General features: G+C 62.3%; 24 protein-coding genes and 2 tRNA genes. 12 read left to right on the forward strand and 14 right to left on the reverse strand.

Annotated elements, in window-relative coordinates; all coding sequences use genetic code 11:
- From ACILRN_RS04355 to ACILRN_RS04365, 3 genes are all read left to right on the forward strand, one after another.
- Positions 1-469: DUF2924 domain-containing protein (locus tag ACILRN_RS04355; protein ID WP_395685910.1), on the forward strand; the 469-nt coding region annotated here is incomplete at its 5' end.
- Positions 453-1,793 (forward strand): recombinase family protein, encoded by a 1,341-nt coding sequence (locus ACILRN_RS04360; protein ID WP_395685912.1) that lies wholly within the window; start codon positions 453-455, stop codon positions 1,791-1,793. The genes ACILRN_RS04355 and ACILRN_RS04360, both read left to right, overlap by 17 nt.
- The gene (locus tag ACILRN_RS04365) at positions 1,790-2,056 is read left to right on the forward strand and encodes a hypothetical protein (RefSeq protein WP_395685914.1); all 267 of its coding nucleotides are present in this window, start codon (positions 1,790-1,792) and stop codon (positions 2,054-2,056) included. Before ACILRN_RS04360 ends, ACILRN_RS04365 begins: the two co-directional genes overlap by 4 nt.
- A gap of 181 nt (positions 2,057-2,237) precedes the next feature.
- Here the strand turns inward: ACILRN_RS04365 and ACILRN_RS04370 are convergent, their stop codons facing one another.
- Together ACILRN_RS04370 and ACILRN_RS04375 are read right to left on the reverse strand one after the other, a co-directional pair.
- A complete protein-coding gene (locus ACILRN_RS04370) occupies positions 2,238-2,705 on the reverse strand; it encodes a copper uptake system-associated protein (RefSeq protein ID WP_395685916.1) in 468 nt (155 codons plus the stop codon).
- A 946-nt stretch (positions 2,706-3,651) separates the two neighbouring features.
- Positions 3,652-3,741: transfer RNA gene (locus ACILRN_RS04375), tRNA-Ser, on the reverse strand.
- Positions 3,742-4,051: 310 nt separating this feature from the next.
- Between ACILRN_RS04375 and ACILRN_RS04380 the strand changes: the two genes are divergently transcribed.
- Positions 4,052-5,089, forward strand: coding sequence for an aspartate-semialdehyde dehydrogenase (locus ACILRN_RS04380; protein WP_395685918.1), 1,038 nt, complete (start codon positions 4,052-4,054; stop codon positions 5,087-5,089).
- 17 nt (positions 5,090-5,106) lie between these two features.
- Here the strand turns inward: ACILRN_RS04380 and acnA are convergent, their stop codons facing one another.
- The 5 genes from acnA to sdhC all read right to left on the reverse strand — a co-directional run bounded on the left by acnA (position 5,107) and on the right by sdhC (position 11,303).
- Complete coding sequence (gene acnA / locus ACILRN_RS04385) at positions 5,107-7,806, reverse strand: aconitate hydratase AcnA (RefSeq protein WP_395685920.1); 2,700 nt, start codon at positions 7,804-7,806, stop codon at positions 5,107-5,109.
- A gap of 92 nt (positions 7,807-7,898) precedes the next feature.
- Positions 7,899-8,675 (reverse strand): succinate dehydrogenase iron-sulfur subunit, encoded by a 777-nt coding sequence (locus tag ACILRN_RS04390; protein WP_395685922.1) that lies wholly within the window; start codon positions 8,673-8,675, stop codon positions 7,899-7,901.
- An 11-nt stretch (positions 8,676-8,686) separates the two neighbouring features.
- Positions 8,687-10,528 (reverse strand): succinate dehydrogenase flavoprotein subunit, encoded by a 1,842-nt coding sequence (sdhA, locus tag ACILRN_RS04395; RefSeq protein WP_395685924.1) that lies wholly within the window; start codon positions 10,526-10,528, stop codon positions 8,687-8,689.
- Entirely contained in the window at positions 10,528-10,908 is a 381-nt protein-coding gene (gene sdhD, locus ACILRN_RS04400) for a succinate dehydrogenase, hydrophobic membrane anchor protein (protein ID WP_395685926.1), read from the reverse strand. The genes sdhA and sdhD overlap by 1 nt, the downstream gene beginning before the upstream one ends.
- The gene (gene sdhC / locus ACILRN_RS04405) at positions 10,908-11,303 is read right to left on the reverse strand and encodes a succinate dehydrogenase, cytochrome b556 subunit (protein ID WP_395685928.1); all 396 of its coding nucleotides are present in this window, start codon (positions 11,301-11,303) and stop codon (positions 10,908-10,910) included. Before sdhC ends, sdhD begins: the two co-directional genes overlap by 1 nt.
- 161 nt (positions 11,304-11,464) lie before the next feature.
- Here sdhC and trxC point away from each other — a divergent pair, with 161 nt between their 5' ends.
- Positions 11,465-11,893, forward strand: coding sequence for a thioredoxin TrxC (trxC, locus tag ACILRN_RS04410; RefSeq protein WP_395685930.1), 429 nt, complete (start codon positions 11,465-11,467; stop codon positions 11,891-11,893).
- 3 nt (positions 11,894-11,896) lie between these two features.
- Here the strand turns inward: trxC and ACILRN_RS04415 are convergent, their stop codons facing one another.
- Positions 11,897-12,529: a L,D-transpeptidase gene (locus tag ACILRN_RS04415; RefSeq protein WP_395685932.1), complete on the reverse strand. Its 633-nt coding sequence runs from the start codon at positions 12,527-12,529 to the stop codon at positions 11,897-11,899.
- A gap of 114 nt (positions 12,530-12,643) precedes the next feature.
- Complete coding sequence (acs, locus tag ACILRN_RS04420; RefSeq protein ID WP_395685933.1) at positions 12,644-14,587, reverse strand: acetate--CoA ligase; 1,944 nt, start codon at positions 14,585-14,587, stop codon at positions 12,644-12,646.
- 91 nt (positions 14,588-14,678) lie between these two features.
- On the opposite strand from acs, the gene ACILRN_RS04425 reads away from it, so the two are divergent.
- The gene (locus tag ACILRN_RS04425; protein WP_395685935.1) at positions 14,679-15,569 is read left to right on the forward strand and encodes a hypothetical protein; all 891 of its coding nucleotides are present in this window, start codon (positions 14,679-14,681) and stop codon (positions 15,567-15,569) included.
- Here ACILRN_RS04425 and ACILRN_RS04430 read toward each other — a convergent pair.
- The 4 genes from ACILRN_RS04430 to tsaD are packed head-to-tail and all read right to left on the reverse strand — an operon-like array spanning position 15,529 to position 18,001.
- Complete coding sequence (locus ACILRN_RS04430) at positions 15,529-16,185, reverse strand: class I SAM-dependent methyltransferase (protein WP_395685937.1); 657 nt, start codon at positions 16,183-16,185, stop codon at positions 15,529-15,531. The genes ACILRN_RS04425 and ACILRN_RS04430 overlap by 41 nt on opposite strands.
- Positions 16,185-16,607 carry an EVE domain-containing protein gene (locus ACILRN_RS04435; RefSeq protein ID WP_395685939.1) on the reverse strand — a complete coding sequence of 141 codons (423 nt, stop codon included), beginning with the start codon at positions 16,605-16,607 and terminating at the stop codon, positions 16,185-16,187. The genes ACILRN_RS04430 and ACILRN_RS04435 overlap by 1 nt, the downstream gene beginning before the upstream one ends.
- Complete coding sequence (locus ACILRN_RS04440) at positions 16,607-16,897, reverse strand: YciI-like protein (RefSeq protein ID WP_395685941.1); 291 nt, start codon at positions 16,895-16,897, stop codon at positions 16,607-16,609. Before ACILRN_RS04440 ends, ACILRN_RS04435 begins: the two co-directional genes overlap by 1 nt.
- A 24-nt stretch (positions 16,898-16,921) precedes the next feature.
- Complete coding sequence (gene tsaD / locus ACILRN_RS04445) at positions 16,922-18,001, reverse strand: tRNA (adenosine(37)-N6)-threonylcarbamoyltransferase complex transferase subunit TsaD (protein WP_395685954.1); 1,080 nt, start codon at positions 17,999-18,001, stop codon at positions 16,922-16,924.
- 84 nt (positions 18,002-18,085) lie between these two features.
- Between tsaD and hemC the strand changes: the two genes are divergently transcribed.
- From hemC to ACILRN_RS04475, 6 genes are all read left to right on the forward strand, one after another.
- Positions 18,086-19,006: a hydroxymethylbilane synthase gene (gene hemC, locus ACILRN_RS04450; RefSeq protein ID WP_395685943.1), complete on the forward strand. Its 921-nt coding sequence runs from the start codon at positions 18,086-18,088 to the stop codon at positions 19,004-19,006.
- Complete coding sequence (locus ACILRN_RS04455; RefSeq protein WP_395685945.1) at positions 19,006-19,713, forward strand: uroporphyrinogen-III synthase; 708 nt, start codon at positions 19,006-19,008, stop codon at positions 19,711-19,713. The genes hemC and ACILRN_RS04455 overlap by 1 nt, the downstream gene beginning before the upstream one ends.
- Positions 19,714-19,723: 10 nt before the next feature.
- On the forward strand, positions 19,724-20,884 hold the full coding sequence (locus ACILRN_RS04460) for a COG4223 family protein (RefSeq protein WP_395685947.1): 1,161 nt from the start codon (positions 19,724-19,726) through the stop codon (positions 20,882-20,884).
- Positions 20,881-22,347 (forward strand): heme biosynthesis protein HemY, encoded by a 1,467-nt coding sequence (locus tag ACILRN_RS04465; protein ID WP_395685949.1) that lies wholly within the window; start codon positions 20,881-20,883, stop codon positions 22,345-22,347. Before ACILRN_RS04460 ends, ACILRN_RS04465 begins: the two co-directional genes overlap by 4 nt.
- 51 nt (positions 22,348-22,398) lie before the next feature.
- A tRNA-Thr gene (locus ACILRN_RS04470) sits at positions 22,399-22,474 on the forward strand.
- A 429-nt stretch (positions 22,475-22,903) separates the two neighbouring features.
- A complete protein-coding gene (locus ACILRN_RS04475; RefSeq protein ID WP_395685950.1) occupies positions 22,904-24,037 on the forward strand; it encodes a branched-chain amino acid ABC transporter substrate-binding protein in 1,134 nt (377 codons plus the stop codon).
- An 84-nt stretch (positions 24,038-24,121) separates the two neighbouring features.
- On the opposite strand, the gene ACILRN_RS04480 is transcribed toward ACILRN_RS04475, so the two are convergent.
- The gene (locus ACILRN_RS04480; RefSeq protein WP_395685952.1) at positions 24,122-25,135 is read right to left on the reverse strand and encodes a hypothetical protein; all 1,014 of its coding nucleotides are present in this window, start codon (positions 25,133-25,135) and stop codon (positions 24,122-24,124) included.
- Between the last annotated feature and the right edge of the window lie 493 nt (positions 25,136-25,628).

Genomic DNA, 25,628 nt, shown 5'->3' on the forward strand with positions numbered 1-25,628 from the left:
GAAGCTCACAGACCTGGATAGTCTGGCCACATCCCAGCTGCGAGCGCTTTGGCAAAGGCAGTACCAGGCCCAGGTTCCCAGAACCCTGAGGCGCGACCTGCTCATCCGCTTCATCGCCCATCGCCTGCAGGAGGAGGTGCTGGGCGGCCTGGGCAGGGGGACCCTCCGGCGCCTCGAGACTGTCGCTGGCAAGCTTCAGGATCCCGATCGTGCCCCATCGCCGGATATGACGTCGCTGAAGCCGGGAACGACGCTGGTGCGGGAGTGGAACGGCACTACCCATACCGTGCTCGTCCTGGAGGACGGCTTCGAACACAAGGGTGAGCGATACGCCTCGCTCACCAAGGTCGCGGCTGTCATCTCCGGCCTGCACCGGTCGGGACCAGCCTTCTTCGGCCTCAAGTCGCGCCTAACGCGCTTTGCCGAGTGGGGGCGCGGCCCGAGGCTCCGAGATGAGAGCGGTGAGTGAGCCCGGCAGCATCCGGCGTAGTGGCATCGTCCGCTGCGCCATCTATACCCGCAAGTCGTCAGAGGAAGGCCTGGAGCAGGCCTTCAACTCTCTCGATGCACAGCGCGAAGCCTGCGAGGCCTATATCAAGAGCCAGAAGCATGAGGGCTGGGCTCTCCTGCCCGACTTCTATGACGATGGCGGCATCTCGGGCGGCACCATGGAGCGCCCTGCACTGAAGCGTCTGCTGGCCGATATCGAGGGAGGCAGGATCGATACGGTTGTGGTCTACAAGGTAGACCGCCTGTCGCGCTCACTGATGGATTTCGCGAAGCTGGTTGAGGTCTTCGACCGCAACAACGTCACTTTCGTTTCCGTCACGCAGTCTTTCAACACCACAACATCCATGGGGCGGCTGACGCTCAACATCCTTCTGAGCTTCGCGCAGTTCGAACGCGAGGTGATCGGCGAGCGCATCCGCGACAAGTTCGCGGCCTCGCGCAAGCGTGGCATGTGGATGGGGGGCTTCGTGCCCATGGGCTACGACGTGAAGGACCGCAAGCTGGTGGTCAACGAGGCCGAGGCAGAAACAGTGCGAATGATATTCCAGCGCTTCGCCGCCCTTGGCTCGGCGTCGACCTTGGCGCGCGCACTGCAAGCCGAAGACGTGCGCAACAAGCGTGGCAAGCGCATCGACAAGGGCTTCATCTACAAGCTGATCAACAGCCGCGTCTATCTGGGCGAAGCGGTGCACAAGGGCACGTCATATCCCGGTGAGCATGACGCTATCGTCACGCAAGAACTCTGGGACCGTGTCCACGCCATCCTGGAGGAGAGTCCGCGCGAGCGCCGCGCCAAGAACCGCAACAATTCCGAGGCGCTGCTCAAAGGCATCATCTTCACGGACACAGGTGCCGCCATGACGCCGACCTACACCCGGAAAGGCGAGCGCCTCTACCACTACTACACGTCGATGGATCTGATCCGGAACCGCGACACGCGCGGTGGCGAGGGCCCCATGCGACTTGCCGCCGCCATGGTCGACGGGGCGGTTATTACTGAGATGCGGCGGATCATCGGCGCACCCGAGATCGCCGCGCGGGTGATCGAGGCGCAGCGCCGCGACGACGGGCCCATGGACGAGCGGTCGATCGTCGCTGCGCTGAAGCGGTTCAACGACCTCTGGGACGCGCTCTACCCGGCGGAGCAGGCCCGCATCGTGCGGCTACTCGTCGACCGTGTCACCGTCGGCCCCAGCGGCATGGCCGTCGATCTTCGCAACAACGGCATCGCCACGCTGGTTCGGGAACTGGGCGTGAGCGCACATCTGGAGGCCGCTGAATGACGCAAGCGAACGACACCACGCGCGTATTCATTCCGCTGACCCAGCGGCGGCGGAATGGCCGTGCACGCATCGTACCGCCGGAGCCGGGAGTGCCTTTCCAGTCCCGCAGCCAGGATCCGCACATCCTCACAGCGCTTGGGCCTGGCGGCGGCGGCTCGAAACCGGTGAGGCTGCCACGATCCATGACATTGCCAATGCCGAGGGCTTCACCGACCGCTTTGTCAGCCGCATGGTGCGACTGGCCTACCTGTCGCCGGACGTAATTGAGCGGTTGGTGATTTCGCGCGATCCACCGTCTGTGTCGGTCAACGAACTCATTGAGACGACGTACCTGCCGTGGGCGGGGCAGATGGGGCGGGTGTATGATGCAGGGGCTTGTAAGCGGCAATAGCCGCCAGCGATCGACATCAAGATGCGCTGGCAGCTACCTGATCCTGCAGCTCGTTACGGACTGGTGGACGACCCGTGCTTATGTCCTTGGTGGCCAGCCTCGGGATCAATCATCATCGTCCCTTCGAAGCTCGAGAACTTAGCGAGCACAGCGGGATCCAGTTTTGATTCCTCAGCAGCCAACTGGGCGGCCAATGTCGCGGCATCCGAAGCGGAAATGTTAGCACTCTCCAAGAGCTTCGGGTCTTTGAGACTGTCACCACTACAAAGCCGAATCTTCCACTGGCCGTCAACGCGCCAAAGAAGCGCCCGACCACCGCGTTCGCCCTGCACCCAACCAGCAATTGCATTGTCGCCAACAACAACGACGGGCTCAACGGAAAGCGGATTTTCGGGCGTGTCAAACATGCCCTTCATCAAGTGAATGATTTCATGTTGGTCGTCATGAGCCAGCGCCACATTTGGCAGCAGCCCAAGCATTAGAGATGCGGCAAGAACCGCGCGGCGCGTGATGTTCATCATTATGATTGTTCCTTCATTGTATCGAGGAGTCTTCCTGCGAGATCAGCGCGATACTTCGTCGACTGGTCGGAGCTACAGGAGACGGTGCAGGAAATAGGCGTGCAATCCGCAGACATGCGCCAGCTAGCGCCTGCTGCCCCGAAGATCATTTTTTGATCATCCGGTCAGGCTGCGATCACATTGCGATTAGCCTATTTCAGGAGGTCCTCGCAGATGGGGAACATGAGAGCTTCTGCGAATTTCAACGCGATCAGAAGTGACACGCGCGTGAAGCGAAGACAGCGGACGCCTGACGGGGGCCCAACACTCATTTGCCGAGACCATTCCAGGTGCAGCAACGAGACGACACGCATCGCATACGGGGCTAGTATGCTTAGAACCATGATCTACGTCGTAGTTACCAAGGTCACCGCAAATGACAGGAACGGAGCCATCTGGAAGGATGTAGGCCGTGAGCTCAATCGAAGTTGAAGTGATCGTCGCGATCTTATGAGCGAACCCGACGGACACTGCTGCCAACGCATACATTGCGATGACGAGCAGTCTTGCCGACCTGAGGTTCCTGATGCGTCCCATGTCGTGCTTCTGTATCCCCCCACACAACTGGTCAAGAGGCGGGACAATTTTTCCATGAATGAGCGGGTAGTTCTGCGCATCGCACAAACGCGCACAACCACGCCCACTGCCGGTTTTAGCAAAACCGAGGGCGAGACGAACATTTCGAACGAGACGTTTTCGCGGTATTTTTAACACGTTGAAATGGCGTCAGTTTTCCATGCGTAGCGAATCCTGCCGAGGTTCGGTCGGAATGAGACGGCGGGGCTTCTGAGAGCGAATTTCAGCTCCGGCGCGGTCTCAGAAGTACGGTCGTCTCTGCCAAACCCTTTTGAAACCAAAAGGAATGTCGAGGCTAATCGGGGCTGCGAGAGAGTTTGTACTAGTAAAGTGGCGGAGAGGGAGGGATTCGAACCCCCGGTACGGTCACCCGTACTCCGCATTTCGAGTGCGGCGCGATCGACCACTCTGCCACCTCTCCGCGCTTAAGGCCGGCCCTGTCAGGGATCGCGGCGTGCTAGATAGCCGAGACGGGAAGCCATGCCAACCCCCCTGGCCCCCGCAGTTGACGGGGGCGTCGCTGGTGGCTAGAAGCCAACGCGCTGATTAGAACCCGAGTTATAATGATGGCAACGGCCAAGTGGGCCCTTCGGGGTCACAAAACCAGCAAAACGGCCTGAGCCTCCTCCCCCGGCCACCCCCGCGGGGGTGGAGGTCCTTCCCCCCTGTGCCGGAAGCCGGACCGACTTGGTTCGCGGGAGGACGGCAAGACGGATCCCAGGAGAATGAACATGGGTTACAAGGTTGCGGTCGTGGGCGCCACGGGCAATGTGGGCCGCGAGATGCTCTCGATCCTCGAAGAGCGCCAGTTTCCGGTCGATGAGTGCCATGCCATCGCCTCGCGCAAGTCCATGGGGGTTGAAGTCTCCTTCGGCGACAAGACGCTGAAGTGTCAGGACCTCGAGCAGTTCGACTTCTCCAAGGTCGACATCTGCCTGATGTCGGCGGGCTCGGCCGTTTCCAAGGACTGGTCGCCCAAGATCGGCGCCCAGGGCTGCCTCGTGATCGATAATTCCTCCTGCTGGCGCTACGACGCCGAGGTGCCCCTCGTGGTACCCGAGGTCAATGCCCATGTGCTGACCGACTACATGGCGCGAAAGAACCGCCGCAACATCATCGCCAATCCCAACTGCTCGACTGCACAACTCGTCGTGGTGCTGAAGCCGCTCCATGACGTGGCGCGCATCAAGCGCGTGGTCGTTGCCACCTACCAGTCGGTGTCTGGCGCGGGCAAGGAAGGCCTTGACGAACTCTGGAACCAGACCAAGGGCATCTTCGTCACCGACACGCCGGAGCCGAGGAAGTTCACCAAGCAGATCGCCTTCAACGTCATTCCACACATCGACGTGTTCATGGATTCGGGCGACACGAAGGAAGAGTGGAAGATGACGGTCGAGACCAAGAAGATCCTCGACCCGAAGATCAAGCTGACCGCCACCTGCGTGCGCGTACCGGTCTTCGTGGGCCATTCGGAGGCCGTCAACATCGAGTTCGAGAAGCCGATCTCGGCCGAGGAGGCTCGCGAAATCCTGCGCGAGGCGCCAGGCTGCATGGTGATCGACAAGCGCGAGAACGGCGGCTATATCACGCCCGTCGAATGCGTCGGCGATTTCGCCACCTTCGTGTCCCGCATCCGCGAGGACGCAACCATCGAGAACGGCCTGAACCTGTGGGTGGTCTCGGACAATCTGCGCAAGGGCGCGGCGCTGAACGCCGTGCAGATCGCCGAGAGCCTGATCAACCGCGGGCTGATGAAGAAGGCGGCCTGATCAGCCGCCTTCGCCTCTCACCCCGCCTTGGCGAGGTTGCGCAGCACATAGGGCATGATGCCGCCGTTCCTGTAATAGTCGAGTTCGTCCAGCGTATCGATGCGGCAGAGCACCCTGGCTTCCGCCGTGGAGCGGTCGGCCCGCGTGATGCTCACGCTCAGCGTGGCGCGGGGCTTCAGGCCCTCGGCAAGCCCGTGGATGGTGACTGTCTCGTCACCCCTGAGGCCCAGCGCCTGCCAGCTCTCGCCATCGCGGAACTGCAGTGGTACAACGCCCATGCCGATCAGGTTGGAGCGGTGGATGCGCTCGAAACTCTGGGCGATCACGGCGCGCACGCCTAGAAGCCTCGTGCCCTTTGCCGCCCAGTCCCGCGATGAGCCGGTGCCATATTCCTTGCCGGCAAAGATGACGAGTGGTACTCCCGCTGCGGCATATTTCATGGCCGCATCGTAGATCGGCATGGTCTCGCCGCCCGGATAGTGTTTCGTCACGCCGCCCTCGACGCCGGGCACCATCTGGTTCTTGATGCGAATGTTCGCGAAGGTGCCGCGCATCATCACCTCATGGTGCCCGCGCCGCGCGCCATAGGAGTTGAAGTCAACCTTCTCCACGCCGCGCGCGTTGAGATACTGGCCGGCGGGCGAGGCCGCCTTGATGTCACCAGCGGGCGAGATGTGATCGGTGGTGATCGAATCGAGGAACAGGCCCAGGATACGCGCGCTCACCACGTCCTTCACCGGTGCAGGCGTCATCGTCAGGCCCTCGAAATAGGGCGGGTTGGCGACATAGGTGCTGTTCGCGTCCCAGGCATAGTTCATGCCCTTGGTCACCTTGATCCGGCGCCATTGCGCATCACCCTTGAACACATCCTTGTAGCGCGCTGCATAGGCCTTTCGCGTGACGTTCTTGCGCACTGCAGCGGCGATCTCGCGGGCAGACGGCCAGATGTCACGCAGGTAGACGGGCTTTCCCTTGCGGCCGTGGCCGATGGGATCGCGCGTCAGATCGACATTGAGCGAACCAGCCAGCGCATAGGCGACGACGAGCGGCGGCGAGGCCAGATAGTTGGCGCGCACATCCGGGTTCACGCGGCCCTCGAAATTGCGGTTGCCGGAAAGAACGGCAGCCGCCACCACGTCATTCTTGCGCACGGACTCGGAAATATTGTCGGGCAGCGGGCCGGAATTGCCGATGCAGGTGGTGCAGCCATAGCCCACGAGGTTGAAGCCCAGCTTGTCGAGATCCTTCTGCAGGCCTGAGGAAGCGAGATATTCCGTCACCACCTGCGATCCCGGTGCGAGCGAGGTCTTGACCCACGGCTTGACCGCAAGCCCCGCCTTCACCGCATTCCGGGCCAGAAGCCCCGCGCCCATCATCACGCTGGGGTTCGAGGTATTGGTGCAGGAGGTGATGGCCGCAATCACCACATCGCCATGGCCCAGGTCGAAATTGGCATTGGCCACCTTGAAGCGCTTGCCAAGCTCTTCCGCCTTCTTGAATTCATCGGCCATCACCCTGGCAAAGCCTGCCGCGGCACTGCCCAGTTCAACGCGGTCCTGCGGCCGCTTGGGGCCGGCCATCGAGGGCGCAACACTGCCAAGGTCAAGCGACAGCGTATCGCTGAACACGGGCTCTGCGGCCTTCGGCGTCCAGAACATGTCCTGGGCCTTTGCATATTTCTCGACCAGCGCCACCTGGGCGGCGGGACGCGCCGTGCCCTTGAGATAGGAAATGGTTTCGGCGCTGACGGGGAAGAAGCCGCAGGTGGCGCCATATTCCGGCGCCATGTTGGCAATTGTCGCCATGTCCTCGAGCGAGAGGTGGGCAAGGCCCGGACCATAGAATTCGACGAACTTGCCGACGACACCCTTCTTGCGCAGCATCTGGGTGACGGTGAGAACGAGGTCGGTGGCGGTGGTGCCTTCAGGCAGGCTGCCATCAAGCCGGAAGCCGATCACCTCGGGGATCAGCATGGAGATGGGCTGGCCCAGCATGGCGGCCTCGGCTTCGATGCCACCCACGCCCCAGCCAAGCACCGCAAGGCCATTGACCATTGTGGTATGGGAGTCGGTGCCCACCAGCGTGTCGGGATAGGCATAGGTCACGGCCCGGCCCTTTTCCTTCACCGTCCTGGTCCACACGGTCTTTGCAAGATATTCGAGATTCACCTGGTGACAGATGCCAGTGCCGGGCGGCACCACGCGGAAATTGTCGAACGCACCCTGCCCCCATTTCAGGAAGGTGTAGCGTTCGCCGTTGCGGTCATATTCGAGGTCCACATTCTTGCGGAAGGCCTTCGAGTTGGCAAAGAAATCGACCATCACAGAATGATCGATGACGAGGTCGACAGGGGCGAGCGGATTGATCTTCTTCGGGTCCTTGCCCAGCGTCTTCATCGCATCGCGCATGGCGGCAAGATCGACCACCGCGGGAACGCCGGTGAAATCCTGCATAAGCACACGGGCCGGGCGGAAGGCAATTTCCTTCTCCTGGCTGCCGCGGTTCTTCAGCCACTTGGCAATGCCCTCGATGTCAGCCCTGGTCACTGACCGGCCATCCTCGCTGCGCAGCAGGTTCTCGAGCAGCACCTTCAGCGAACAGGGAAGACGCGAGATGCCGGAAAGCCCGTTCTTCTCGGCTGCCTTCAGGCTGAAATATGTATAGGTCTTGGCGCCAACCTTGAGGGTCTTGCGGCACTTGAAGCTGTCGAGTGACATCGGGGCCTCATCAGGGGAAAGGGAAGGTGCAGCCTATAATGCTTTTTGGGCATCCGCACCAGTTCAACCAAACGCGGGCATGCAGAGCCTCGTCAGACCCGCCGCTCAACCATCATCTTCTTGATTTCGGCGATTGCCTTGGCCGGAGACAGGCCCTTGGGGCAAGCCTTGGCACAATTCATGATGGTGTGGCAGCGGTAGAGCCGGAACGGATCCTCCAGCGCGTCGAGCCGGCCACCGGTTGCCTCATCGCGCGAGTCGATCAGCCAGCGATAGGCCTGCAGCAGCGCGGCGGGGCCGAGATAGCGCTCGCCGTTCCACCAGTAGGACGGGCAGGAGGTTGAGCAGCAGGCGCACAGGATGCACTCATAGAGCCCGTCGAGCTTCTCGCGGTCCTCGGGGGTCTGGCGCCATTCAGCCTGCGGCTCGGGTGTTTCGGTCTTGAGCCAGGGCTCGATTGCCCGGTGCTGGGCGTAGAAGCGGGTGAGGTCAGGCACCAGATCCTTCACCACCGGCATATGCGGAAGCGGATAGATGCGGATGTCGCCCTTCACATCGTCACAGGACTTGAGACAGGCGAGGGTGTTGGTGCCGTCGATGTTCATGGCGCAGGAGCCGCAAATGCCCTCGCGGCAGGAGCGCCGGAAGGTAAGGGTCGAATCCTGCTCGCTCTTGATCTTGATCAGAGCGTCAAGCACCATCGGGCCGCACTTGTCCATGTCCACCGTATAGGTGTCGATACGCGGGTTCTGCCCGTCATCGGGGTTCCAGCGATAGATCCTGAAATCACGCAGGCGCTTTCCGGCAGGCTTCGGCCAGTGCTTGCCCTGCTGGACCTTGGAGTTCTTGGGAAGTGTGAATTCAACCATGTGTTTCCAGCTCAGTAAACCCGCGCCTTCGGCTTGATGTAGGCGATATCGTCGGAAAGTGTGAAGTCATGAACCGGGCGATAGCCCAGCCGCACGGACTTCGTCCCCCGGTCGGCCCAGGCGAGGCTGTGCTTCATCCAGCCGGCATCGTCGCGCGCCGGGAAGTCCTCGCGGGCATGCGCGCCGCGGCTTTCCTTGCGGGCTTCGGCCGAGACGACGGTCGTCGCCGCCTGCAGGATGAGGTTCTCGAACTCGAGCGTTTCGATCAGATCCGAGTTCCAGACCAGCGAGCGGTCGGTGACGCGGATGTCGTCGATGCCCTGCCAGACGTCAGAGAGCCGCTTGACGCCCTGCGCCAGCGTCTCGCCGGTGCGGAATACGGCAGCATCCTCCTGCATGGTCTTCTGCATGCGCAGCCGCAGCTCGGCAGTGGGTGTTCCACCATTTGCGAAGCGGTATTGATCAAGACGCGACACTGGCATCTCGCCAGCATCGGCGGGCAGATCGGCATGTGGAGAATTGGGCCTTACAAGCTCGGCCGTGCGCAGCGCCGCGGCGCGGCCGAACACCACCAGATCGATGAGCGAATTGGAGCCAAGCCGGTTGGCGCCATGAACCGAAACGCAGGCCGCCTCGCCCACTGCCATGAGGCCGGGCACGGTCTTCTCGGGGTCGGCCGGGTCGCCCACCAGTACTTCGCCGTGGTAGTTGGTTGGAATGCCACCCATGTTGTAATGCACGGTCGGCAGGATCGGGATCGGCTCACGCGTCACATCGACGCCAGCGAAGATCTTGGCCGATTCGGAGATGCCGGGCAGCCGCTCATGCAGCACCTTTGGGTCGAGATGCTCAAGATGCAGGTGGATGTGGTCCTTGTGCTCGCCCACGCCACGGCCTTCGCGGATCTCGAGAGTCATCGAACGCGAAACCACGTCACGTGAGGCAAGATCCTTGGCGGAGGGCGCGTAGCGTTCCATGAAGCGCTCACCCTCGGAGTTGGTAAGATAGCCGCCCTCACCGCGCGCGCCCTCGGTGATGAGGCAGCCAGCGCCATAGATGCCTGTCGGGTGGAACTGCACGAACTCCATATCCTGGCAGGGAAGGCCGGCGCGCAGCACCATCGCATTGCCGTCGCCCGTGCAGGTGTGTGCGGAGGTGGCGGAGAAATAGGCCCGGCCATAACCGCCCGTGGCGAGGATCGTCTGGTGCGCGCGGAAGCGGTGAATGCTGCCATCCTCCATGCACATCGCAACCACACCGCGGCACACGCCACCGTCCATGATCAGGTCGAGCGCGAAATACTCGATGAAGAATTCGGCCGAATGGCGCAGGCTCTGGCCATAGAGCGTGTGCAACATGGCGTGGCCGGTGCGGTCAGCCGCGGCGCAGGTGCGCTGCACCGGCGGGCCGTCACCGAAATTCATCATGTGCCCGCCGAACGGGCGCTGGTAGATCTTGCCATCCTCGGTGCGCGAGAACGGCATGCCGAAATGCTCTAGCTCATAGACCGCGGTGGGCGCTTGGCGGCAGAGATATTCGATCGCGTCCTGGTCACCAAGCCAGTCTGCACCCTTGACCGTGTCATACATGTGCCAGCGCCAATCGTCCGGCCCCATGTTGGCAAGCGATGCCGCGATGCCGCCCTGCGCCGCGACCGTGTGTGAGCGCGTTGGAAACACTTTCGAGATGCAGGCCGTCCGGAGGCCGGCCTGCGATGCACCAAGCGTGGCGCGCAGGCCTGAACCGCCCGCTCCCACCACCACGACGTCGAAACTGTGATCGGTCACCGGATAGACGCGACCACCAATCGAAAAGCTCTTCGGGGCTTTGTTCCCGCTCGCCACAGCAGCCATCACAGTCCGAAGCTCATCTTGAGGATTGCATAAAGGGCGACCACACCCATGACGAGGGTGAAGACGGTGTTGAACAGAAGCAGGCCGTATTTGAAGGCACGAGTGTGCACATAGTCTTCGATCACCACCTGCAGGCCGAGCCGCATGTGCCAGAGCAGGTTGAGCAGGGTGAGTGCCAGGAAAACAGCGACCAAGGGATTTTCCAGGCTCGCAACAATCTCGGCGCGGCCAGCGCCGCGATGGACCAGGATGAAGCCGATCAGGAAGACCACCAGCGGAATGCCGGCGATCGCCGTCACACGCTGCGCGATGAAGTGTTCGGTGCCTGCCCTGGCAGAGCCGAGGCCGAGAACCTGTCCGAGCGAAGTCTTGTGCAGCATCACATCACTCCATAGGCGAAGGCCCACAGGGCTATGGTGAGGAGGATGGAGGCAGCGAGCGTGATCCTCGCGCCCGTCTCTACCGATGCGAGATTGAACCCCCTGCCCGTATCCCAGATCAGGTGGCGTATGCCGCCTGCCGTATGGTGGATGAGCGCCCAGGTGAAACCGAGCAGCACAAGCTGTCCCGGCCAGCTTCCAAACAGGCCCTGCACGAAGCCGAAATAAGACTCGGAGACCGCCGCTGCGCTCAGCCACCAGACCAGCAGCAGCGTTCCGGCATAGAGGGCAACCCCCGTGATCCGATGCACGATTGACATCATCATGGTCAGCGTGCGCCGGTAGATCTGCAGGTGCGGCGACAGTGGCCGCCCGGCTTTTGCATTATCTGACATGTTTCACTGATCCATTCCCCACTCAGGTTTCTAGCCTGTGCACTCGCCTATCGCAATGACGCCAAAGCACAAAAACCGGCTCAGCCTTGAGACGGCTTGACGCAGATCATGGCCGTGGGCAGGCAATTGGGCCCAAATTCACTCCGAGGAGCCTTTTCTTCATGCTGGAGATCGTATGCCCGAACTGTGCCGCCGTTAACCGGGTACCGCCCGAGCGGGCCGCCAGCTCTGCCAGATGCGGCAAATGCAAGGTTGCGTTGTTTTCAGGCGAGCCCGCAGAACTTGACGCGGCCAGCCTGGCGCGTCACATCGCCCGCAACTCGATACCCGTTCTGATCGATTTTTGGGCAGACTGGTGCGGTCCCTGCAAGATGATGGCGCCTGAGTTCCGCAAGGCCGCGGTCGCCCTCGAACCGCAGGTCAGGCTTGCCAAGCTCGACACCGAAGCTGCGCCCTCTGCGGCGGCGGCCCATGGCATCCGCTCAATTCCCACCATGATCCTGTTCCGGAATGGGCAGGAGCTTGCCCGGCAATCGGGCGCCATGCCCGCGGGCCAGATCGTGCAATGGCTGCGCGATGCCCTTGGGTGATCCCTACTGCACGATCACCTTGGTGCCGAGGGGGGTGTTGTCATACAGCTCCGCGACCTCCTTGTTCAGCATGCGGATGCAGCCGGATGAAGCCGCAGTGCCGATCGAGGACGGGGCGTTGGTGCCGTGGATGCGGAACATCGTGTCACCGCCCCCGTCAAAGAGATAGAGCGCCCGGACGCCGAGCGGGTTGTCCGGAATGCCGCCGGGCATCCCGTTTTTCCACTTCGCGTATTTCGGCGTGCGCTCGATCATTTCGGCAGGCGGCGTCCAGGTTGGATTCTTCCGCTTCAGCCCGATGCGCGCAACACCCGACCAGGCGAAACCCTCTTTTCCGACGGCCACAAGGTAGCGCATTGCCTTGCCACCCGGCATGATCTGGTAGAGCGCGCGCTCCTTGGTCTTCACGATGATCGTGCCGGGCTTCTCGCTGCTCTTGAACTTGACGATTTCGCGACCCTTGTAGTTGATCTGCTGCCGTCGTCTTCTGTCACGCTTGGATGCATTCCTGCGCCGCCGCAGCGGATTGCCGCCCTTTTCATCGGACTCATCGAGATTGGCTCTGGCCGGATCGCTTGCCAGCGGCAGCAACAGGGTGCCACCGAGCAATGCAAATAAGAAGGCGCGCCGCTTCACGCTCTAAAACTCCAATGTGAAAGTCATACGGTCTCTTTAGCCCGGGATGGGTACCAGGGGCAATGCAGTCGCAGGGCCCGCAAAGCCGCAGCCAAGCCAATGACCGGTCACTCCTCAGCCTTGCCTGTTCTGACGATTGGCGATCAGATCATCGACAACAGAGGGATCAGCCAGCGTCGAAGTGTCACCCAGTGCGGCAAAATCATCCTCGGCGATCTTGCGCAGGATCCGCCGCATGATCTTTCCAGAGCGCGTCTTTGGCAGGCCTGGCGAGAACTGGATCTTGTCAGGGGTGGCCAGAGGACCGATTTCCTTGCGGACGTGGCCCACCAGATCCTGGCGGAGCCCATCCCCGCCCTGTTCACCGGCCATGAGCGTCACGTAGCAATAGATGCCCTGGCCCTTGATGGCATGCGGGTAGCCGACAACGGCAGCCTCAGAAACCTTGGGGTGCGACACGAGCGCCGATTCGACCTCGGCCGTTCCCAGCCGGTGACCCGAGACGTTGATCACATCATCGACACGGCCGGTGATCCAATAATAGCCGTCGGCATCGCGGCGGCAACCGTCACCGGTGAAATACATGCCCTTGTAGGTGGAGAAGTAGGTCTGCACGAAACGGTCGTGATCGCCATAGACGGTCCGCATCTGGCCCGGCCAGGAATCGAGGATCACCAGATTGCCCGACGCTGCCCCTTCGATGATCTGCCCCTTGTCATCAACCAGTGCGGGCTTGATCCCGAAGAAGGGCCGCGTGGCGGAGCCCGGCTTCAGCCTGGTTGCACCGGGCAGCGGCGTAATCAGGATGCCACCTGTTTCGGTCTGCCACCAGGTATCGACAATCGGGCAACGATCATCACCGACGACGCGATGATACCATTCCCAGGCTTCCGGATTGATCGGCTCGCCCACTGAGCCCAGAAGCCTCAGCGACTTGCGCGAGGTTCTGGCGACTGGACCGTCACCCGCGCCCATCAGCGCCCGGATCGCGGTGGGCGCAGTGTAGAAGATGTTGACCTTGTGCTTGTCGACCACCTCCCAGAAGCGCGAGTTGCTGGGATAGTTGGGAACGCCCTCGAACATCAGGGTGGTGGCGCCATTGGCCAGCGGACCATACAGGATATAGCTGTGGCCGGTCACCCAGCCCACATCCGCCGTGCACCAATAGATGTCACCGTCGTGATAATCGAAGACGTACTGGTGGGTCATGGCGGCATAGACGATATAGCCGCCGGTTGTGTGCAGCACGCCCTTGGGCTTACCGGTGGAACCCGAGGTGTAGAGAATGAACAGCGGGTCTTCTGCCTTCATCTTCTCCGGCTTGCAATCGGCCGGAACCGTGGCGGCCTCTTCATGATACCAGACGTCGCGCCCCTGGGTCATGGCCACGTGGCCGCCGGTGCGGCGCACCACCACCACCTTCTCATTGCCCGCGCAGCGCTTCAGCGCCTCATCGGTGTTGGCCTTGAGAGGCACCTTGCGGCCCCCGCGCAGGCCCTCATCGGCGGTAATGACGAGCTTGGAATTGGCGTCGTTGATGCGGCTGGCGAGCGAATCCGGGCTGAAGCCGCCAAACACCACCGAATGAACTGCGCCGATCCGCGTGCAGGCCAGCATTGCATAGGCCGCTTCGGGGATCATCGGCAGATAGATGGTGACACAATCGCCCTTCCGGACGCCGTTCTTCTTCAGGACATTGGCGAAGCGGCAGACATTCTCATGAAGCTCGTTATAGGTGATCTTCTTGTCGTAATACGGATCATCACCTTCCCAGATGATGGCGACCTGGTCGCCGCGCTTCTTCAGATGCCGGTCGATGCAATTGTAGGAGACGTTGAGAACACCGTCCTCGTACCACTTGATGGCAACACCAGGATAGGCATAGGTGGTGTTCTTGATCTTTCTGGGTGTCTTGAACCAATCGATGCGCTTGGCGTGCTTGGCCCAGAACTTTTCGGGATCCCTGATCGAAGCCGCGTACATCTTCTTGTAGGCCGCGTCATCGACGAGGGCTCTCTTCTTCCATGCAGCCGGAACCGGATAGACTTTCTCGGACATTGGCGCATTCCTCCCAGGATTGCAGATAATGGATTGTCTTTTTGCCTGACCTCTCTATAGCCTGACAATACTCTCCTGTCTAAGAAGCGGCATGACATCTCCCCGGCACCTCAGCCTGTTCGTCTCCCTCGGCCTGTTCTGGGGCGTTTCACCCAGCCTGTACCGTCACTGGGGCGAGGTGGGCATGCCGGTGTCGCATGTCATCGTGCTGACCGGGCTCGGGGTGGGCGTGGTGCTGGCGCTGATCTGCCACTACCGGGGCATCGACTGGCGCGGCGACTGGCGCCTGCAGATGTTCGGGCTTGGCTGCGCGGTTCTGATGAACGTGCCCTTCGCCATGGGCCTCTTCTTCGCGCGGCACGTGCCGCCCACGGAATTAGCCCTGGTGATTTCTACCGCACCCATCGTCAATTACCTGATGGCGCTGATTTCCGGCCGGGAAAACGCCGCGGCACGGCGCCTGGCAGCAATCCTCATGGGATTTGCCTCCACCGCCATCCTGGTGATCACACGCGAGGGCATGCTTTCAGGCGAAATTTCCTGGTGGCTGGTGGCGTCCTTTCTGCTGCCACTCCTCTATTCCGTCTACAACTGGTTTGCCGCGATCTGGTGGCCGCCGCGGGTTCACGCCATGGCGGCAGGCGTTGCCGAATCGATCTGGTCCGGGATCGTGGCCCTGCCCTTCCTCCTGCTGTTCGCTCCACCCTGGGCCGCTGCCCAACCAGCCGCCGCCGCCTATTGGACCGTATTGTTCGCCTGTGCCATGTGGACGCTGGAGCGCATCGCCTTCTTCACCCTGATCCAGGAAAAAGGGGCTGTGTTCACCATCCAGGCCGTTTATCTCTCAACGCCTGCTGCCGTGGTGATCGCGCTGGCAATCTATGGCGGGGCGGATATATGGCTGTTCGTGTCGCTCGCCGTGCTGATGGTCGCACTCTATCTCAACAATACCGGCTCAGCCGCCAGACCGACGTCAGCTTGATTTCAGCGTCCTCGAGATCGCGGGTGACTGCAACGCGATATTCCCCGAGCTTCGCTAGTCGTTCGCGCGGCAGATAGCTGCGGCCAGGATCGCCGATGAGGGCCACGATGCCGCGCGCTTCGGCTTCCTCCAGCCAGGCGAGAACCCGTGCGGCGAGCGCCTGCTCGTAAAACAGATCGCCCACCAGAATGAGATCACAGGGTGGCACAGGCGCTGCAAGCAGATCCGTGCCGGTGGCTTCGGGAGCCACGGCGTTGAGCGCGCCATTCAGCGCGATCGCCGCGCAGGCGAAGGCGTCGATGTCGGCGGCCAGCACATGCGAGGCCCCCGCCTTCATTGCTGCGATACCCACAAGACCTGAACCCGCCGCGAGGTCGATCGCCCGTTTGCCAGCGACCAGCGAGGGATTATCCAGCACGTGGCGGGCCAGCGCCTGGCCGCCGGCCCATGCAAAGGCCCAGAACGGCGGCGGCAAGCCGATCTCGCCCAGTTCTTCCTCGGTTTTCTGCCACAGCGGCACCGCCTCATGCGCGAGATGGAGCTTCACCTCCGGCACAAGCGGCGGCGCCATGACCGACGTATTGGCGCGGATGAAGGCCGCGCGATCCGGGATCATCAGTATTTCGCGCCACCCAGCTTGCAGATATGGCGGAACTCCGCCTCGCTCACCGGCTGCACCGACAGGCGCGAGTTGTTGACCAGCACCATGGCCGTGAGCTTCGGGTCCTGCTTGATCTCATCGAGCGTCACCGGCCGCGGCATGTCGGCCACGGCGCGGATGTCAACGCACTCCCACGTGTCAGCATCTGAAGTCGAGTCCTTGTGGGCAAGCTTGCAGACCTCGACAATGCCCACCACCTCACGACCTTCGTTGGAATGATAGAAGAAGCCCTTATCACCCAGCTTCATGGCACGCATGTTGTTGCGCGCCTGATAGTTGCGCACCCCTGTCCACTCCTCGCCAGCCCTGCCTTTGGCCTTCTGCTGCGCCCAGGACCAGACTTCGGGTTCTGACTTGAACAGCCAGTAGTTCGCCATCACTTGGACTCCGGATTCCTGATCAGCCATTTCCACGGCCTGATCTCGACCGTGGCAAAGAGCCCCGCCCGGGCGTAGGGGTCGGCTTCCGCCAAAGCCCTGGCCGCGGCACGGTCCGCCGCCTCGATGATGACCAGGCTGCCCGTGGGCTTGCCCTCGTCGTCGGTGAAAGGACCCGCCGCCTTGAGCGCAGCCCCGAGACCTTCGAGATGCTTGAGGTGATCGGGCCTCACCGCCATACGGAGATCAACGCTGTCGGGCTTGTCGGTGCAGATGAGGGCGAAGAGCATGGTGTCAGTCCTTTCCGTGAAAACTCAGACCTTGGCCCCGAGTTTGCCGGTACCATAGACCGGCGCCTGGGCAACATCGAGGGGCCAGCGGGCACGTGCGGCCACCGAGAGATCATCGGTCAGGCCCAGCTGCAGGCGTTCTGCCCCGGCCCAGGCGATCATGGCGGCATTGTCCGTGCAGAGCCTTGGCGGGGGCACGACCAGGCTGAAGCCATGCAACGCGGCAACATCGGCAATCACCGCCCTGAGACGCTGGTTGGCGGCAACGCCTCCGGCTACGATCAATGCAGGAGCCGCAGCCTCGGGGTGGGCGGCGCGAAATGCCTGTGCAGCCATGGCAAGCCGGTCTGCCACCGTCTCGGCCACCGCGGCCTCGAAGCCCGCCGCGACATCGGCGACATCCTCGTCGCTGAGCCGGCCGAGACGGCTGACCGTCTCGCGCACCGCCGTCTTGAGGCCGGAGAAGGAGAAGTTGCAATCCCTGCGGCCCTTGAGCGGCCGCGGAAACGAGAAGCGCTGCGGATTGCCGCCACGGGCACGCTGCTCGAGTTGCGGACCGCCGGGATAACCAAGGCCCAGAAGCTTTGCCACCTTGTCGAAGGCCTCACCCAGCGCATCATCGATGGTGCTGCCAAGGCGATGGTAGCGGCCCACGCCCTCGACGATCTGGAATTGCGTATGACCGCCGGACACCAGCAGAAGAAGATAGGGAAACGCCACCTCCTGCATGAGCCGCGCGGTGAGAGCGTGGCCTTCCAGGTGGTTGACCGCAATCAGCGGCTTGCCATGGCCGAGCGCGATCGCCTTGGCCATGGTGAGGCCAACCAGCAGGCCACCGAGCAGCCCCGGGCCGGCGGTGGCCGCCACCGCATCGAGATCCTGATAGTCGAGGCCGGCTTCCATCATGGCCTGACCCACCAGCCGGTCGAGATGTTCGATGTGGGCGCGGGCGGCGATTTCCGGCACCACGCCGCCATAGGGGGCGTGCTCCGCGGTCTGGGACAGCACCAGATTTGACAGGATTTCGCCCTGGCCGCTGCCGTGACGCCGGACCACCGCCGCGGCGGTTTCGTCGCAGGAGGTTTCGATGCCGAGAATGTGCAGGGCGGACTGATCCATCGAACGGGTGACGCCACCGGGGTTTGCAGCTAAGAAGTGGGCCTTGCTCTAGCACTCGCCGGAACGGACTTGCAAATGCCGAAGCTGAAGATTGGAACCCGCGGATCACCACTGGCCCTCTACCAGGCCAATGAAACCAGGGACCGCCTGATGGCCGCCCATGGGCTTGCCGCCGCCGACATCGAGATCGTGGTGATCACCACCACAGGCGACCGCGTGCGCGACCGGCCGCTCTCCGAGATCGGCGGCAAGGGACTGTTCACCAAGGAAATCGAGGAGGCGCTGTTTGCCGGCGAGATCCAGCTTGCCGTGCATTCGATGAAGGACATGCCCGCGCGCCTGCCAGATGGCCTCGTCATCGCGGCACTGCTGCCGCGCGAGGATGTGCGCGATGCCTTCCTGAGCCCTGTCGCAGCCTCGATCGACGCGCTGGCCCGCGGCGCCACGGTGGGTTCTTCCTCGGTCCGGCGCGCAGCACAACTGAAGCGGCTGAGGCCGGATCTCGACGTGATCCAGTTTCGCGGCAATGTCGAAACCCGGCTTCGCAAGCTGGACGAAGGCGTGGCGCAGGCAACATTCCTCGCTGCAGCAGGCCTCAGGCGGCTGGGGCTGGCCGACAAGATCACCGCCCTCGTTCCGACCGAGGTCATGCTGCCTGCCGTAGCTCAGGGCTGCATCGGAATCGAGACCCGGGAGGACGACACGTCCACCCGCGAGTTGCTGGCGCCGCTCAATCACCACGCCTCCGCCGTTGCCGTCGAATGCGAGCGAGCCTTTCTGGCCGCCCTCGACGGTTCCTGCCGGACACCGCTCGCAGGCCACGCAACGCTGGTGAATGACCGGGTCAGGTTCCGCGGTCACGCGCTGACGCATGATGGCGCCCACTGTTTCGAGACCACGCGCGAGGGCTCAGCCGCAGACGCCCGACGGATGGGCCGCGAGGCGGGCGAACAGGTCAAGGCCGAGGGCGGCAGCCTGATCGCCTTCTGATGCGGATCGCCGTCACCAGGCCGGAGGAGGACGCGGGGCCCCTGAAAGCCAGGCTGGAGGCGCTGGGCCATGAGGTGGTGATGGTTCCCTTGCTGACCATCCGCCCGCGGTCGGGCGTTGTCATTCCGCGCTTGCCGTGGCAGGCCATAGCGGTGACCAGCGCCAACGGCATACGGTCATTGCCGCCCGCTCACGGGCTCGCGAAATTCCGTATACTGACGGTTGGACCACAGTCGTTGAAGGCCGCGCGGGCAGCAGGTTTCTTGGCAGAGGCACAGGGTGGCGATGTGAACGGGCTTGCGGCTTACATTCGGTCCTCTCTCGATCCCGGGGCCGGGCCAATCCTTTACCTGTCTGGCGCCGAGACGGCGGGCAATCTCGAAGGACAGCTGCAGGCTGCAGGCTTTTCCTGCCACCGTGCCGTTCTCTATGACGCGGCGCCAGCGACCAGCCTCGGCGAAACGGAACATCTCCTCAGGCGGGGTGAAATCGATGCCGTTATGCTTTACTCACCGCGCAGCGCCAAAATCTGGCACGCCCTCGTCGAGGCGGCCGGGGTTTCGCGCGAGGCGGGCAATGTTAGGAATTTTTGTCTGTCCCGCAATGTTGCCTCAGTTCTGCCAGAGGGCTGGGATAAGCAGGTTCCCGGTACACCCGACGAGCAGGCCATGCTGGCCCTGCTTGCGCAGGCGGGGAGAAGGGGTTAGGCGCTGAGCCATGACGACAGACACGCCAGAGACCGGAGCTTCGCCGAGGCCGCAGGTGATCGAGCTCGACGCCGAGGAGATACGGCCCGCGGGCGAGGACGCGCCATTGCCCGGCAGCGATACTGCACCCGCCCGGCCAGCGGCGGCAAAGCACAAGGGCCGGTGGCCTGCAGGCTTGATCGCCGCGCTGATCCTCGGCGTGCTGGCAGGCATGTGGCTGTACCGCGACCTTCTGGCCAGCTACCTGCCAAGCAATGAGATGACCGCGCTCAGCGAGCAACTGGCAGCGCTGCAGCAGAACAATGCCGACCTCGCCACGGAGCTTGCCCGCATCAAGCAGCAAGCGAAGCAGGCCGCCTCTGCGGCGGCCACCGCCGAGTCGCAGGCCGCGACCGCAGGAACCGCCAGCGAGGGCCTTGCCAGCAGGATGGGCACGGCCGAACAGCGCCTGACCGAGGCCGAGTCTCGGCTCGCCACATTGCAGGAACGGATCGAGACGCTGGGGAAGTCGGCAGCAACCGCCGCGTCCACCGCGGTGTCAGCCCCGATCGACGGGACTGCACTCGCGGCGCTGGGCGCCCGCGTCGACGCGCTGGAAACCGAAGTGGCCAGATTGAAGCCCGCCGCCGGTGGCGGAGGCGCACTGGATGGCCAGAGCGCCGCCCTTTCTCAGGCACTCTCCGACCTGAAGGCCAAGATCGCCGCTGGTACCGCCTATCAGGCCGAGTATGACCGCATCGCCGGGCTGGTGCCTGCCGCGGCCGGGCTGGACGTTCTGGCTGCACATGCGGCAAGCGGTATTCCCGATTCCACGGGGCTCGCCACCGCCCTGCGCGACCTGATCCCTTCATTGCCGAAACCCGCGCAACCTGCGACCGAGCTTGACGGTTACGCAGGCTGGCTGCTCGAGTCGCTGTCGAATGTCATCACCATCCGAGCGATCGGTGAAACCGACTGGCCGCGGCTTGCAGAACAAGCAGCCAGCCTGGCCGAAGCCGGCCAGCTGACCCAGGCGATCGCGGTGCTGGAATCCGGCCAGGGCGAATGGCCTGCCGGCCTGCGTCAATGGCAGCAACTGGCAGCCGCACGCCTGCAGCTGGAACAGGCAACCGCGCAAGTGTCGGAAGCCATTCTCCGCCAGCTCACCGCCATGGGGAGTTCGGCTCAATGATCGGGCTGTTGTGGCGGTTCCTGCTGCTCGCACTGGTGGCGGCAGGCATCGCCTGGCTGGCCGACCGGCCGGGAACTCTCACCATTCGCTGGCTTGGCCACGAGATCGAGATGAGCGCCATTGCCGGGATCACCGTGGTGGCGGTGGCCGTCATCTTCATATGGTTTCTGTGGAGCCTGTTCCGCCGCCTGTGGCGGAGCCCGCAGGCGGTGCAGCGCTACCTCTATGGCCGCAAGACCAACAAGGGCCGGGACTCGCTCTCACGCGGCATCATTGCCGCAGGCGCGGGAGATGCCGCGGCCGCAGCGCGCTACGCCGCTCTTGCCGGCAACGCACTGCCGGATGAGCCGCTGGTCAACGTGCTGGCCGCGCAGGCCGCCCAGCTCAAGGGCGACCGCGCAGCAGTGAAGCGTATTTTCGAGGCCATGACCAAGTCGCCCGAGACCGAGGCGCTGGGCTTGCGTGGTCTGTTCGCAGAGGCCAGACAGAGCGGTGACGTAGCGGCAGCCCGCCGTCATGCCGAACGGGCGCTGTCGCTGAACCCGCGACTGGCCTGGGCCGCTGCTGCCGTGCTGCAGCTGCAGGCCGCCGCCCGCGACTGGCAGGCGGCAAGCGCGACCCTTGCCAGGCAGATCAAGTCTGGCGCGGTGCCGCAGGCCGATGCCAACCGCAAGCTTGCGGCCCTGACCGCTGCCGAGGCTTTGGCACTGGAAGACGACGATCGAGCGTCTGCCCTTGAGCTTGCCCTCAAGGCACACAAGCTGGATCCGGCACTGGTGCCCGCCGCAGCACTGGCAGCCCGGCTGCTCAGCGCCCAGGCCTCGGGCCGCAAGGCTGCGCGCATCATCAAGGAGAGCTGGCGGCTGTCGCCCCACCCCGACCTTGCCGAGGCACAGGCCTATCTCTTCCCCGGTGACGGCCCCGAGGTGCGCTATGAGCGCGTACAGGACCTGCTGAAGGACGAGGCGGGTGGTGTCGAAGGCGCGGTGGCGCTGGCACGCGCCGCAGTGAAAGCCAAGCGCTGGCCCGCAGCGCGCACAGCGCTGGCCCCCTACATCGAGGCCCGGCCACAGGCCCGCATCTGCGCACTGATGGCGCAGATCGAAGACGCGGAGGGCGACAAGGGCCGGGCCCGCGAGTGGCTGGCGCGGGCGATCAATGCCCCGCGCGACCCGATCTGGGTTTCGGACGGCGTGGCCAGTCCACGCTGGACGCCAGTGTCGCCGGTCTCGGGCGAGATCGTGCCATGCGAGTGGAAGGCCCCGTTCGAGATGCCGGACATACCGGACATGCAGGACCCGGAATTGAGCCCGCCAGCAGCCGAAGCCCCGGCTCCGGAATTGCCCCCTCCTGCTCCGGCAAAGCCAGACGCTCCCGAACTGGTCAGCCCGCAGCGGCCGCCGGATGATCCCGGCCTGCCAGAGGATTTCGACCAGCCTCCACGCGGCAGCACGCCGCGCTGAGCGGTTGCGGCGGATGGCAAAATCGCCTATAGGCCGCAACATCAACGGCCAGCCGCTTTAGCTCAGTTGGTAGAGCACATCATTCGTAATGATGGGGTCGCGTGTTCGAGTCACGCAAGCGGCACCAGTTGTTTGACCAAGCGCATGATTTGGAGAGGAAACGCCGAAATTGAGGTTTCTTCGGCCCATTGCATGTCCTCGCTTTCTTGCCGGCTTCCCTAGCGGAAAATTCGATCGGCAGTCACCGGAGCTGAATTGGTTTTAGTCCCGGCCTTTCTGGTTTTAGAATGGCTCCGTTCAGCCAGGCCGTGACCCCGAATGATTTTCTATTTGCGTGCTTCTGCTAGTTTATTGACCGTTGTTGCCATCCTCGCTGCAACATCGGCAACAGCTCAAAACGTCATCGATCGCCCAGCGCCACTATGGCAAGCACCCCAACCGGCTTCACTGCCTCGGCTGGCACCGATGCCGACCATGACCAACATTCAAACCGGGCGACTCGGTGCGAGCCGATCAGTGGCCGTCTCTTGAGATTTTGAAAGGAGGACACCCAATCATGAACTTGATGAAATCCATCGTCAGCCTCTTTCTCACGCTTTCAGTTGCCTGGTCAGTGACGGCTGCGATGGCTGATATAAGGGTAACTCTGGTCGCACCAATCACCGGTCCTATTGCCGTGGGTGGAGAACAGGCCACGCGTGGCGCCCGAAAGGCAGTTGACATCATCAATCAAGGTGGCGGCATCAATGGCCAGAAAATCATCCTCGAAATCGAGGACGATGCCTGTGATCCCAAGCAGGCCTTGAATGTTGCCAACCGAATTGCAGATAGGGCTGTCAGCCTCGTGGTGGGCCACATCTGCTCAAGCCCCTCGATCCTCGCATCGAAGGTTTACGAGGAGGAAGGCATCATGATGATCTCTCCTGCGTCAACCAATCCCAAGCTAACAGACGAAGGCGGCTGGAACGTTGCGCGCGTTTGCGGGCGTGACGACGCGCAGGGCGACATGGCGGGACAGTATCTTGCCAGTCACTATGCAGGCCGGAGGGTTGCAATCGTGGATGACAAATCGGCCTTCGGCATGGGCATCACAGCACATGCTCGCGCGGCGATGAATGCCGCAGGGTTGAAACAGGTGCTGAATGAATCAATCACTCCCGGCGAGAAGGACTTTTCAGCTCTGGTAACGAAGCTGAAGGACGCGAATATTGATGCGATCTACTTTGGTGGATTTCATCCTGAAGCTGGGCTGATCCTCAAGCAGATGGAGGAGCAGGGTCTCAAGGCACGGATGTTTGCCGGCGATTCGCTAAACACGGCTGAACTCTGGCAGATTGCCGGTCCAGCAGCCAGCAACGCATTCTTTACGTTCCCGCCGGACCCGCGCAACGTGCCCCAGTCTCAGGCGATCATCGAAGCGTTCAGAGCCGAAGGATATGACCCTGAGGCATACACGCTCTATACATTTGCGGCCTTTGAACTCTATCGCGCTGCCGCAGAAGCAACGGGTTCGACCGACTCGAGAAAGATCGCGGCCTGGCTTCGTGCAGGCAATCCTGTGCAAACGGTGATCGGGCAGATCAGGCTGGACTCAAAAGGTGACGTCGTCGAGCCGCAGTATTCCTGGTTCTCATTCAGAAATGGCGCCACCGTGGAGGTGGGGGCGCCGGACCAGGTTCCATTACCATGAAGCATTTCACCCATTGGGCGCATTGAGAGTGAACCTCCTGCCAAGCGGAACCAATGGCGTGCTTCCTGGCGTGAGCGAGCTAACTCAGAGTGCGCTTCGATAGGCAATCGTCAGCGAAGCGACAATAGCGAGAATGACGGCAGCCGTTGAGATGGTCGCAACCCAATTGGAGATCTTCTGGGTTTGCGCCACGTCACCGTCGGACTTGAGGGCCCACCAGGTCTGGACAGCTGCGGCAATTCCGACGGTGACATAGAGAAGTGCCGAGATGTGGATGACGTCGAGCAGATTGATATTCGTAATGGACCCAAGCTCGGTCGCCGCAGACCTCATGCTGATAACGACGGCAAAAATCGCGCCGACAAGCAGGCTCAGCCGGGCAGTCAGAAGACCAAGCTCCCGCGAGAACAGCATATAGGTTATGAGCGTGATCAATATGGCGATGAGCGGGCTGATCACCAGGGTGATGAATGCCGATGCATCAGATTTCTCGACCTTGATCTCCAGTATGAGCCTTGAGTATTGGCTGAACCAGCCGGAGCGTAGCCGTGGATCTCCGAAATTGCTTTCGTAACTCTTCAACTGGGGAATGAGCTGGACGGAGACAATTCGCCAGCCCGATATGGAGATGTCCTTGTCGTAGCTGGTGTTGGCGTAGTCAGGATGAAAGACGACTTTTCCGATATCTTGAACCGATTCAAGCTCAATATGCAGCGTTTGTCGAACAAAGGGATAGCTGCGCAAGTCCCAGTTATGGCGAAACGTACCTTGTATGCGTTGCTGCAGCAGAATTCCGCCTTCGAGTGGATCTTCGAATTTATTGGTCGCTTCGATGCTGACGGCATTGGGAAACTCGACGGCGGCTGACGTCATGGCCTGGTTGCTGCTGCCAACGGTGAAAAGCCAGAATGTGGCAGAAAAGCTTCCGCCCCGAATGTCGAAGTTATCGAGCCGGGTGAGATAGAATCCATACTTCGAGGATGTCGGTGCGGGGGGTTCCGCTGCGGCTGGAACGAGGACAAACAGAATGGCGCTGAATAAGAAGCTTACCCACCGCATTGCACGGGAACTCATCGGATCTGCAGACTTTCTGATCATGATCTTCTTCAACTGTACTTGCAGAAATTGGGTCATTCAAGGTTCGTGGCATTCTTCAGCCGGAGCATTTGCAGCGGCACTCCAGAGACGCGATCCACACGCCAAGACGCGAGGATAGCGCCGCGAAACGACCAGCACCGACGGTGCGTCAAACATGGCTTCTCGGCGATGCACATTCGAACCAACGCCCATCGCCCAGACTGATTCAGGGAGCTAACAAGGCGTTTATTCAATGGTCCACGCCTGCCAGCCGGCAGGATGCTGATGAACTCACCAACGCCCAAGGAAGATCTTCGATTGGCGGTCGAGGCCAGTCCGCTTGTTCCACGCCACTTCAGGCAGTTTACGCGTTCTTCAACTGCGCCACGACATAGTCAAGCAGGTCGCGTCCCATGTCAGTCACGGTGGTGACCCGGGCCAGGTCGACCCGGACATTGTTCAGATGATGAAGCCGGAGAAGGTCACCGTTGTGTCCCTTCTCGGGATAGATTCC

The organism is Aestuariivirga sp. (assembly GCF_044238155.1).
Classification (GTDB): Bacteria; Pseudomonadota; Alphaproteobacteria; order Rhizobiales; family Aestuariivirgaceae; genus Aestuariivirga.

Bases quoted from the DNA above. Each gene is read 5' to 3' on its own strand.
- acs (WP_395685933.1), bottom strand. From the start codon at position 14,587: ATGTCCGAGAAAGTCTATCCGGTTCCGGCTGCATGGAAGAAGAGAGCC.
- ACILRN_RS04480 (WP_395685952.1), bottom strand. From the start codon at position 25,135: ATGATCAGAAAGTCTGCAGATCCGATGAGTTCCCGTGCAATGCGGTGG.
- ACILRN_RS04370 (WP_395685916.1), bottom strand. From the start codon at position 2,705: ATGATGAACATCACGCGCCGCGCGGTTCTTGCCGCATCTCTAATGCTT.
- ACILRN_RS04360 (WP_395685912.1), top strand. From the start codon at position 453: ATGAGAGCGGTGAGTGAGCCCGGCAGCATCCGGCGTAGTGGCATCGTC.
- ACILRN_RS04465 (WP_395685949.1), top strand. From the start codon at position 20,881: ATGATCGGGCTGTTGTGGCGGTTCCTGCTGCTCGCACTGGTGGCGGCA.
- ACILRN_RS04455 (WP_395685945.1), top strand. From the start codon at position 19,006: ATGCGGATCGCCGTCACCAGGCCGGAGGAGGACGCGGGGCCCCTGAAA.
- ACILRN_RS04435 (WP_395685939.1), bottom strand. From the start codon at position 16,607: ATGGCGAACTACTGGCTGTTCAAGTCAGAACCCGAAGTCTGGTCCTGG.
- ACILRN_RS04440 (WP_395685941.1), bottom strand. From the start codon at position 16,897: ATGCTCTTCGCCCTCATCTGCACCGACAAGCCCGACAGCGTTGATCTC.
- ACILRN_RS04380 (WP_395685918.1), top strand. From the start codon at position 4,052: ATGGGTTACAAGGTTGCGGTCGTGGGCGCCACGGGCAATGTGGGCCGC.
- sdhD (WP_395685926.1), bottom strand. From the start codon at position 10,908: ATGCTGCACAAGACTTCGCTCGGACAGGTTCTCGGCCTCGGCTCTGCC.
- ACILRN_RS04430 (WP_395685937.1), bottom strand. From the start codon at position 16,185: ATGATCCCGGATCGCGCGGCCTTCATCCGCGCCAATACGTCGGTCATG.
- ACILRN_RS04425 (WP_395685935.1), top strand. From the start codon at position 14,679: ATGACATCTCCCCGGCACCTCAGCCTGTTCGTCTCCCTCGGCCTGTTC.
- ACILRN_RS04475 (WP_395685950.1), top strand. From the start codon at position 22,904: ATGAACTTGATGAAATCCATCGTCAGCCTCTTTCTCACGCTTTCAGTT.
- ACILRN_RS04460 (WP_395685947.1), top strand. From the start codon at position 19,724: ATGACGACAGACACGCCAGAGACCGGAGCTTCGCCGAGGCCGCAGGTG.
- sdhA (WP_395685924.1), bottom strand. From the start codon at position 10,528: ATGGCTGCTGTGGCGAGCGGGAACAAAGCCCCGAAGAGCTTTTCGATT.
- sdhC (WP_395685928.1), bottom strand. From the start codon at position 11,303: ATGTCAGATAATGCAAAAGCCGGGCGGCCACTGTCGCCGCACCTGCAG.
- ACILRN_RS04365 (WP_395685914.1), top strand. From the start codon at position 1,790: ATGACGCAAGCGAACGACACCACGCGCGTATTCATTCCGCTGACCCAG.
- trxC (WP_395685930.1), top strand. From the start codon at position 11,465: ATGCTGGAGATCGTATGCCCGAACTGTGCCGCCGTTAACCGGGTACCG.
- ACILRN_RS04390 (WP_395685922.1), bottom strand. From the start codon at position 8,675: ATGGTTGAATTCACACTTCCCAAGAACTCCAAGGTCCAGCAGGGCAAG.
- acnA (WP_395685920.1), bottom strand. From the start codon at position 7,806: ATGTCACTCGACAGCTTCAAGTGCCGCAAGACCCTCAAGGTTGGCGCC.